The organism is Parafrankia soli (assembly GCF_001854695.1).
Taxonomy (GTDB): domain Bacteria; phylum Actinomycetota; class Actinomycetes; order Frankiales; family Frankiaceae; genus Parafrankia; species Parafrankia soli.
In genome coordinates, this window is sequence record NZ_MAXA01000043.1 from 1 (window position 1) to 8,554 (window position 8,554).

The 8,554-nt window shown below is 69.3% G+C and carries 10 protein-coding genes and 1 pseudogene; 6 read left to right on the forward strand and 5 right to left on the reverse strand.

Annotated elements, in window-relative coordinates:
* The 5 genes from BBK14_RS05585 to BBK14_RS05605 form a co-directional block, all read right to left on the reverse strand.
* On the reverse strand, positions 1-815 hold an 815-nt coding region (locus BBK14_RS05585), incomplete at its 3' end, for an aromatic ring-hydroxylating oxygenase subunit alpha (protein WP_131802170.1).
* A gap of 68 nt (positions 816-883) precedes the next feature.
* Positions 884-1,126 (reverse strand): biotin/lipoyl-containing protein, encoded by a 243-nt coding sequence (locus tag BBK14_RS05590; RefSeq protein WP_071060123.1) that lies wholly within the window; start codon positions 1,124-1,126, stop codon positions 884-886.
* The gene (locus tag BBK14_RS05595) at positions 1,119-2,114 is read right to left on the reverse strand and encodes an alpha-ketoacid dehydrogenase subunit beta (RefSeq protein WP_083390743.1); all 996 of its coding nucleotides are present in this window, start codon (positions 2,112-2,114) and stop codon (positions 1,119-1,121) included. Before BBK14_RS05595 ends, BBK14_RS05590 begins: the two co-directional genes overlap by 8 nt.
* Before the next feature lie 86 nt (positions 2,115-2,200).
* A complete protein-coding gene (locus BBK14_RS05600) occupies positions 2,201-3,199 on the reverse strand; it encodes a thiamine pyrophosphate-dependent dehydrogenase E1 component subunit alpha (protein WP_071060119.1) in 999 nt (332 codons plus the stop codon).
* 58 nt (positions 3,200-3,257) lie between these two features.
* Complete coding sequence (locus BBK14_RS05605) at positions 3,258-4,034, reverse strand: fumarylacetoacetate hydrolase family protein (RefSeq protein ID WP_071060120.1); 777 nt, start codon at positions 4,032-4,034, stop codon at positions 3,258-3,260.
* Between the two features lie 31 nt (positions 4,035-4,065).
* Between BBK14_RS05605 and BBK14_RS38100 the strand changes: the two genes are divergently transcribed.
* The 6 genes and pseudogenes from BBK14_RS38100 to BBK14_RS05630 all read left to right on the forward strand — a co-directional run.
* On the forward strand, positions 4,066-4,233 hold the full coding sequence (locus BBK14_RS38100) for a hypothetical protein (protein WP_157472662.1): 168 nt from the start codon (positions 4,066-4,068) through the stop codon (positions 4,231-4,233).
* 113 nt (positions 4,234-4,346) lie between these two features.
* Positions 4,347-5,057, forward strand: a complete 711-nt coding sequence (locus BBK14_RS05610) for an AraC family transcriptional regulator (protein ID WP_083390741.1) — start codon at positions 4,347-4,349, stop codon at positions 5,055-5,057.
* Positions 5,058-5,327: 270 nt separating this feature from the next.
* The gene (locus BBK14_RS05615) at positions 5,328-6,614 is read left to right on the forward strand and encodes an amidohydrolase family protein (RefSeq protein ID WP_071060122.1); all 1,287 of its coding nucleotides are present in this window, start codon (positions 5,328-5,330) and stop codon (positions 6,612-6,614) included.
* Positions 6,611-7,831 (forward strand): CaiB/BaiF CoA transferase family protein, encoded by a 1,221-nt coding sequence (locus BBK14_RS05620; RefSeq protein ID WP_083390742.1) that lies wholly within the window; start codon positions 6,611-6,613, stop codon positions 7,829-7,831. The genes BBK14_RS05615 and BBK14_RS05620 overlap by 4 nt, the downstream gene beginning before the upstream one ends.
* Complete coding sequence (locus BBK14_RS05625; RefSeq protein ID WP_071060125.1) at positions 7,828-8,235, forward strand: Zn-ribbon domain-containing OB-fold protein; 408 nt, start codon at positions 7,828-7,830, stop codon at positions 8,233-8,235. Before BBK14_RS05620 ends, BBK14_RS05625 begins: the two co-directional genes overlap by 4 nt.
* Positions 8,232-8,554, forward strand: a pseudogene (locus tag BBK14_RS05630) (thiolase family protein); the annotation flags it as partial. The gene BBK14_RS05625 and the pseudogene BBK14_RS05630, both read left to right, overlap by 4 nt.

The window sequence follows — 8,554 nt, forward strand, 5'->3', positions numbered from 1 at the left end:
ATCCGCGACCGCTCCAGGAACGCCTCCCCACCACGCCCCTGGGAGACGCCGCCCGCGGTCGGGTCGAACCGGCCCTGGAAACGACCGTGGCCGTTCTCGAACGCGGTGTACTCGACATTCGCGAACGGGTAGTCGTCACCCAGACCGAACGTGAGCTGCGGATGCGTCCCCATCACGTGGTAACCCTCGTGGAACGCCTCCTGGGCCACCTTCCAGTTCGCGTTGAGGATCGTCTCCTTCCACCACCACACCCGCATGTTCTCCACGCACACCGCGTCCAGCAACCCCGCTACCGGCGCCAGCGCCTCCCGCAACGGACGGGCATCCGGATCCATGTTGATCCACACGCAGGCACCCCACGTGTCGACCCTGCACTCCCGCAGCCGGATGTCGTCCGGGCGCAGGACCTCCGGCGCGAACCCCTCCGCGCCRTACACGAACGAGTTACTYCCGTCGAGGTTCCACCGCCAGCCATGGAACGGACACACGATCTGCCCACCGGGCAGCCGCCCGGAACCCGAACACAACTGGGTGGCCCGATGCCGGCAGGCGTTGTGGAAGGCCTTGACCGAAAGATCGGGCTGCCGCACGACCAGGATCGACTGGTCGCAGATCTCGTACTCGACGAAGTCGCCGGGCCGCGGGATCTCCTCCAGCCGGCACGCCATCTGCCAGACGCGCGGCCACAGGTATTCCTTCTCGAGCTCGAAGAAGGTTCGGTCGTAATAGCGCTCACGTGGTACGTGTAACGGATCCCGCATGGCGAACGGGACGTCACGGGCAGCGTCGGCCCGGCGGTCGTCGGTGACGGCCATCGACATCAACCTCCTCTCAGCGCCGGCCTCAGCTGGTCTGTGCCGGCGTCAGCTGATCGGTTCCGGCGTCAGCTGGACGCGCTGATCGTCCCGATCTCGGCACCGATCTCGTAGACGGTCTCCACCGCGCCGCTCCAGTGCACCGTGCCGGACGCGCMGGCCTGCACCTCGGATTCGACCTTGTCCGTCGCGATGACGAACAGCSGGTCGCCCTCCGCCACGCGCGCCCCCTCCTCCACGAGAAGCTCGAGCAGCTCCGCCTCCGAGATCGCGACCGATACGCGTGGAATGCGGATCGTGAAGTCAGCCACGGGCACCTTCCCTGGTGGTTTTCCACCGCAGCGTCCGGTGGACGGCGGCGATGATCTTTTCGGAATTCGGGTACACCTGCGACTCCAGCGCCGGCGGGGCCGGGTTCGGCACGAACCGGGCACCCACCCGTTCCACCGGCGCCGAGAGCCGGTCGAAGAGCTCGCGCTGAAGAATGGCGACGATCTCCGCTCCGGGGCCGGCGAACTGCACGGCGTCGTGCACCACCACCGCTCGCGTTGTGCGGTGCACCGATTCGATGATCGCCGCCGTGTCGAGCGGAACGAGGGTACGCAGATCGAGTACCTCGGCACTGATCTCCTGGCGCGCGAGCGCGTCCGCCGCGCCGAGCGACTCGACGACCCCCCGGCCGTAGCTGATCAACGTTACGTCGGTGCCGGCACGCTTCACGTCCGCCTGGCCGAGCGGGATCGAGAATCCCGGGTCGACTGGCACCATTCCACGCTGGCCCTGCAGGCGGATCGTCTCCAGGAAGATGCACGGGTCGTCGTCGAAGATCGCGGACGTGAGCAGGCCTTTGCCGTCGCGCGGCGTCGAGGGAACGATGACTTTCAGCCCGGGAATGTGCATGAACCACGCCTCCAGCGACTGCGAGTGCGTGGCGCCGGTGCCGAGTCCGCCGTAGATCTGTGTGCGCACGGTGATGGGCGCGGTTGTCCGCCCCCCGGTCATGAACCGCATCTTCGCCGCGTGGTTGATGATCTGGTCGGCGGCTATCCCGATGAAGTCCATGATCATTATTTCGGCCACCGGACGGAAGCCCTCCATCGCGGCTCCGATGGCCGCGCCCACGATCGCCGCCTCGGAGATCGGCGTGTCGAGCACCCGCTCGGTGCCGTACCTGCTCGACAGCCCGGCGGTCGGGCCGGATGCCCCCGGGTCGGCGATGTCCTCGCCGATCAGGAAGACGCGCTCGTCACGCTCCAGCGCCTGGTCCAGGGCGAGGTTCAACGCCTCGCGCATCGTCATCCGTCGTTCGTCCACGTCCACCTCATTGCCAGGCCACGTTCGATACGGAATGCACGTTCTAAGCGCGCGTTACGGGGGCAGTCGCGCTACGCGGGGCAGTTGCGCGGATCGGCGTACACGTCCCGGTCCAGCTCGTCGAGTGCCGCGGCGGGCGCGGCCAGGACGGCGGCCAGCGCCTCGTCGACCGCCGAGACGGCGGCCGTCTCGATCTCGTCGAGCTCCCGCGCACCGCAGACCCCGTCGTCCAACAGACGTGACCGGAAACGCGGGAGGGGATCAGCCGCGATCGCGGCGTCCATCTGCTCCGTCGGGATGTACTTCATCGGATCGCCGAAGTAGTGGCCGCGGAACCGGAACGTCACGCATTCCAGGAGCGTTGGGCCGGCGCCGGCTCTCGCCCGCTCGACGGCCTCCTCCAGCGCGGCGACGACGGCGAGGGGGTCGTTGCCGTCGACTCGGACGCCCGGCATCCCGTAGCCGGCCGCCCGGTCCGCGACCTGGGCGATCTTCATCGTGTGCCCGGTCGGCGTCATCTCGGCGTACTGGTTGTTCTGGCAGACCAGCACCAGCGGCAGGTCCCACAGCGCCGCCATGTTCGCCGCCTCGTGGAAGGAGCCGGTGTTCGTGGCCCCGTCACCGAAGCTGGCGACCGTCACCCGGTCGAGGCCCTTGCGCCGTGCGGCCATGGCCAGCCCGACCGCGACCGGGGGCCCCGCGCCCACGATCCCCGTCGACATCATGAGGCCGGAGTCGGGATGCGCGATGTGCATCGTCCCGCCCTTGCCGCGGCCGGAGCCGACCTGGCGACCCAGCATCTCGCCGTAGATCTCGACCAGCGGCACGCCCTTGCCGATCAGGTCGTGCAGCCCGCGGTACGTCGTGACCAGCTGATCGTCCAGGCGGAGGACCGCGCCCACCGCCGCGGCGATCGCCTCCTGGCCACGTGAGGGCCAGTACACGCACTGCAGCTCGCCCGAGGCGATCCCCTTGCTCAGCCGATCGTCGGCCGCCTTCATGAGCGTCATCAGCTCGTACAGCCGACGCCGCACATCGAGCGCCGGCCCCGCCGCCTGCTCCGTCGTCACAGCCCCTCCTCGTCTAACCCGGTCTCCATCTGGCGGCGGCCGGGGCGGACCCCGCCGGTCATTCCTCGCTCCCGGCGGCGAGCAGCTGGTTGGTCAGGACGCCGACCTCCTCCACCTCGCACACCATGTGGTCGCCGGCGGCGGCGTCAACGGCTGGCGGCGGCGTTCCGAGCGTGACGACGTCGCCGGGAAAGAGGCTGATCCGATGGCTGATGTGGCTCAGGATCTCGCTCGGCGCGAACCTGAAATACCGGGTGTTTCCCGCCTGGACCTTGCTCCCGTTGAGGGTCCCGGTGATCGCCAGCCCTTCGAGGACGCGCCGTTCGGTGAGATCCCGCCGGATCCACGGGCCCCACGACGCGAACCCGTCGATCGACTTCGCCGTCGCCCACAGGCCGGGCGCCACATATTCGGCCGCGGTGACGTCGTTGAAGACGGTCCAGCCGAAGATGGCTTCGGCCGCTTCGGCCGGTGACGCGCCGCGCAGCGGGCGGCCGACGACCACGGCGAGCTCGGCTTCCATCTGCACCGCCCCGGTCAGCGCCGCGGGCACCCGGATCTGTGCGCGGTCGCCACCGACGAACCCGCACGCCTTGGGCACCCACATCGGCTGGATCCCCGGCGGGCGCGACGTGCCCGGCTCGAGGAAGCCGCCCATCACGGCGATGAGCCGGACGCCGGTCAGGGGCGCGCCGAGCACAAGATCCGCAAGCGGCAGGGACCGCCCGACACGGCGGTACCCCTCCAGCATGCCGCCGGACAGGAGGTGGAAGCGATCATCCACCACCTCGCCGAAGCACGAGGTGTCGCCCATCAGTGCACGACCGAGCAGCATTGCCAGGCCCCTCTCGCACGGGAGAATCGCGATGGCCGGCGCCGCGAGCCGCGGCCATCCGCCCGGTGAGTTCGCCGGCGGCGCCCTGCGGTTCATCATCGGCGGCACCGCGGTGGCCGTCTTTGCGCATCCGGCCAGATTCGTGCTACTTGCGGTCACCTTGGCGCGCTCCCGCCACTGGACTACCGTCACCCCATGACGCCTGCCGCGGCTACCTCCCCAACCTTGCCCGTTTCGGCCAACGTCCGCTGTGAGGGTGACGGAGGGCCAGTCATCCGAGCCGGTACGTACACGCTCGAGGTCAGGGACGAAGTGGTCACCGGGTGGCACTCCCACGACCTGCACCAGATGGAGTACGCGTTCGAGGGGGTCGTCGAGGTCGAGACCGCGACGGCACGCTACCTTCTTCCGCCGCAACAGGCCGTGTGGATTCCGGCCGGGACGATCCACTGCAGCACCTGGAGCAACGTCAAGGCCGTCTCGGTGTTCTTCGACCCGGTGATGGGCCTGTCGGCAGGTGAGCGGGTCCGGATACTCGCCGCTGCTCCGGTGATCCGGGAAATGGTCCTGTACGCCAGGAGATGGCCGATCAAGAGGACGGCGACGGAGCCCATGGCGGAGGCCTTCTTCGACGCCCTTGCCCACCTCGTCGTCGAATGGCTCGACCACGAGACCCCGCTGTGCCTGCCGACCACTCCCGACCCGCTCGTCGCCGCCGCCATGGACTACACCAACAAACACCTGGCCGACGTCTCGCTACCCCAGCTGTGCGCGGCCATCGGGACGTCGGAACGGTCGTTGCGCCGGGCGTTTCTCGCCGCGACCGACATGTCCTGGCGCCGGTACCTCCTCGAGAGCCGATTACTCAAGGCCATGGCGCTACTCGCTCAGGACAGCCAGAACCAGACCATAATCGCGATCGCCCTCGCCGTCGGATTCCAGAGCGTGAGCGCATTCACCCGGGCCTTCGGCCAGTACACCGGAGAGACTCCCACCGCCTACCGCCAGCGCGTCCGCGGCTGACAGTTCGGTGCTTTCACCCTCACCGTCGGCGACCGATTTGGCCGCCTCTCCGCACGGCGGAGGCTCACCGCACGGCGAAAAACATCGCGAACAGTCCCGGACCAGCTACCGAAAAGACACGGCTGGATTACCGGGGCCACGACCGCCCGGCCGAAACGGGCAAGGACTTGGCCGAACCCGCAAAGACGGCCAGGGCACGGGGCCCGATGATGGAACCTACAGGGCACCGCTGCCTCGAATGCCGCAACGGGAAGCAACTGGGGAGGCCCCATGAACATGGACGACTTGATCCTTATCAGCGTGGACGACCACGTGATAGAGCCCCCCGACATGTTCGAGGGCTTCATCCCGGCGAAGTACGCCGACCGGGCGCCCCGGCTCGTCTCGGACGAGGTGAGCGACAAGTGGGTGTTCGGCGAGGGCGAGGCCCGCAGCTCCGGCCTGAACGCGGTGGCCGGCCGCCCGCCCGAGGAGTACGGCCTGGAGCCGGCGCGGCTGGCGGAGATCCGACGGGGCTGCTACGACGTCCACGAGCGGGTCAAGGACATGAGCGCCAACGGCGTGCTCGCCTCCCTGAACTTCCCGTCGATGGCCCGCTTCTGCGGTCAGTTCTTCGCCAGCCGGGCCGACCAGGACCCCGACCTGGCCCTTGCCGTCCTCACCGCCTACAACGACTGGCACATCGACGCCTGGTGCGGCGCGTATCCGGACCGGTTCATCCCCTGTTCGATCCCGCCGCTGTGGGACCCCCAGCTGATGGCGAAGGAGATCCGCCGGACGGCGGCCAAGGGCTCCCATGCGGTCAGCTTCTCGATGAACCCCTACGCCCTCGGCCTCCCGTCGTTGCACAGCGATCACTGGGACCCGTTCTGGGCGGCATGCGAGGAGACCGAGACGGTCGTGTGCGTGCACATCGGGTCAGGCGCCATCGGCGTGGTCACGGCACCCGACGCCCCGATGAACGTCGAGATCACCTGCGCCGCCATCAAGACCTTCCCGACCGCCGCGGACCTCGTCTGGTCGCCCATCTTCCAGAAGTTCAAGAACCTCAAGGTGGCCCTGTCGGAGGGCGGGATCGGCTGGATCCCGTACTTCCTGGAGCGGGCCGACTACACCTACAAGCAGCACCGTGCCTGGACCCGCCCCGAGCTCGGCGGCCGCCTGCCGAGCGAGATCTTCCGTGACCATGTCGTCACGTGCTTCATCGTCGACGACTTCGGTGTGGCCAACCTCGACCGGATGAACGAGGACATGGTCACCTGGGAGTGCGACTACCCCCACTCCGACAGCACCTGGCCACGTTCACCCGAAGTGGTGATCGACGCCGTGGCGGGACTGACCGACCTGCAGGTGGACAAGATCACTCATCGCAACGCGATGCAGGTGTACTCCTTCGATCCCTTCCCGATCCGGCCGCGCGAGCGGTGCACCGTCGGCGCGCTGCGCAAGGAGGCCGCCGGCCACGACATCTCGATCGTCTCGCGGGGCACCGTGGAGCGCCGGCTGACCACGGTCGGCCAGTTCGCGCACGCGCACCAGCCCGGCAGAACGGCGTGAGCCCGGCGCCGCTCGCCGGGGCGCGCATCCTGGAAGTCGCCTCGCACGTGTTCGTCCCGATGGCGGGGGCCGTGCTCGCCGAGTGGGGTGCCGAGGTCATCAAGATCGAGCACCCCGAGACCGGTGATCCCTACCGCGGCCTGGTCACAGCCGGTTTACACAAGTTGTGGCACGGCGTGGACGTCCAGTTCCAGGCCACGAACCGGGGCAAGCGATCCGTCGCCCTGGATCTGAAGAATCCGGCCGGCCGGCAGCTGCTGTCCCGGCTCATCGCCGCGAGCGACGTCTTCGTGACCAACCTGCGCGCGGACACCCGCGCCCGGCTGAACCTCGAGCTGGCCGACGTCCGGGCCGACAATCCCGCGGTGATCTACGTACGGGGTACCGCGTTCGGCGCCCAGGGGCCCGACGCCGGCCGGGGCGGGTACGACGCGGGCGCCTACTGGGCCCGCAGCGGAATGCAGCAGATCTTCACCGCCCCCGACGCGCCCTGGCCGGCCATGCCCCGCCCGGCGTTCGGGGACGTGGTCGGCGGGCTGAGCATCGCCGGTGCCATCAGCGCGGCGCTGTACCACCGGTCGACGACCGGCGAGCCCTCCACGGTCGACGCCTCGCTGCTGGCGTCCGGAATGTGGCAGGTCCAGATGGACCTCATGAACGCCACCCTCAACGGCCCCGGCGGGCCGGTCGCCACCCGGAGCCGGTACGAGGCCTCGAACCCGCTGATGCTGCCGTACCGCACGGCCGACGGCCGGGTCATCGTCCTGCAGATGCTCGCTCCCGACCGCTACTGGCCACACCTGTGCAAGAGCATCGGTCAGCCAGCCGCGGCGAACGACCCCCGGTTCGTGGACATGGAGGCCCGCCGCCGCAACGCCCGGGAGTGCGTCGAGTGGCTCGAGGGCGTCTTCGCCGAACGCACCTTCGACGAATGGCGGGCCGTCCTCGCGGAGTTCGACGGGGAGTGGGCGCCCAGCCAGTACCCCCACGAGCTCGCAGAGGACCCCCAGGTGAAGGCCAACGGCCTGTTCGCCGACGTCGATCTCGGCAACGGCCATTCCCTGCCGCTGGTGGCCACGCCGGTGCAGTTCGACCAGCGGCCGAGCCAGCCCAGCCGTGCCCCCGAACACGGTGAGCACACCGAATCCGTACTCCTCGACCTCGGCCTCTCGTGGGACGAGATCGGCGACCTCAAAGCCGGCGGGGCGATCCTCTGACCGGCGAGGACAGGCCCATACCCGTGGTCGACGACGACAGCCGCGACTTCTGGCATGGAGGTGCCCAGGGGCAGCTCCTGATCAGCGCCTGCACCGCGTGCGAACGACTGTTCCACCCGCCGGCGCGGATCTGCCCCGGCTGCTATTCCCGTTCGATCGGGTCCCGGCCGGTCTCGGGCCGCGGCACCGTCGAGACCTACACGGTGGTGCGCCGCCCGTGGGTGCCCGGCTACGAGCCGCCCTATGTCGTGGCCCGGGTGGTCCTGGCCGAGCAGCCCGACCTGCACCTGTTGACCAATGTGGTCGACTGYGACGTCGAGGCGGTCACGACCGGTATGGAGGTCGAGGTGGCCTTCGAACAGCGAGGTGACGTGTTCGTACCGATGTTCCGGCCGGTCCCATGAGCGCTGACGTCATGAACATCGAGCGCCGGGCGATCGTCTCCGGCATCGGGCGGTCACCGTCCGGGCGGCGGCTGAACCGGTCCGCAATGGAGCTGACTCTGGACGCCTGTCTGGCGGCCATCGCTGATGCCGGTCTGACCCCGCGCGACATCGACGGGCTCACCTCCTGGCCCGACCACCCCGCCCCGCACGGCTTCGGCGGCCCCCGGGTCGGTGAGCTGCACACGCTCCTGCGCCTGGACCTGTCGTGGATCCTGGGCTGCGGGGACGGCGCCAACGTCATCGGCATCCTCGGGATCGCCGCCCACGCGGTGGCCAC

Bases quoted from the DNA above. Each gene is read 5' to 3' on its own strand.
- BBK14_RS05595 (WP_083390743.1), bottom strand. From the start codon at position 2,114: ATGACGATGCGCGAGGCGTTGAACCTCGCCCTGGACCAGGCGCTGGAG.
- BBK14_RS05605 (WP_071060120.1), bottom strand. From the start codon at position 4,034: ATGCTGCTCGGTCGTGCACTGATGGGCGACACCTCGTGCTTCGGCGAG.
- BBK14_RS38100 (WP_157472662.1), top strand. From the start codon at position 4,066: ATGGCCGGCGCCGCGAGCCGCGGCCATCCGCCCGGTGAGTTCGCCGGC.
- BBK14_RS05615 (WP_071060122.1), top strand. From the start codon at position 5,328: ATGAACATGGACGACTTGATCCTTATCAGCGTGGACGACCACGTGATA.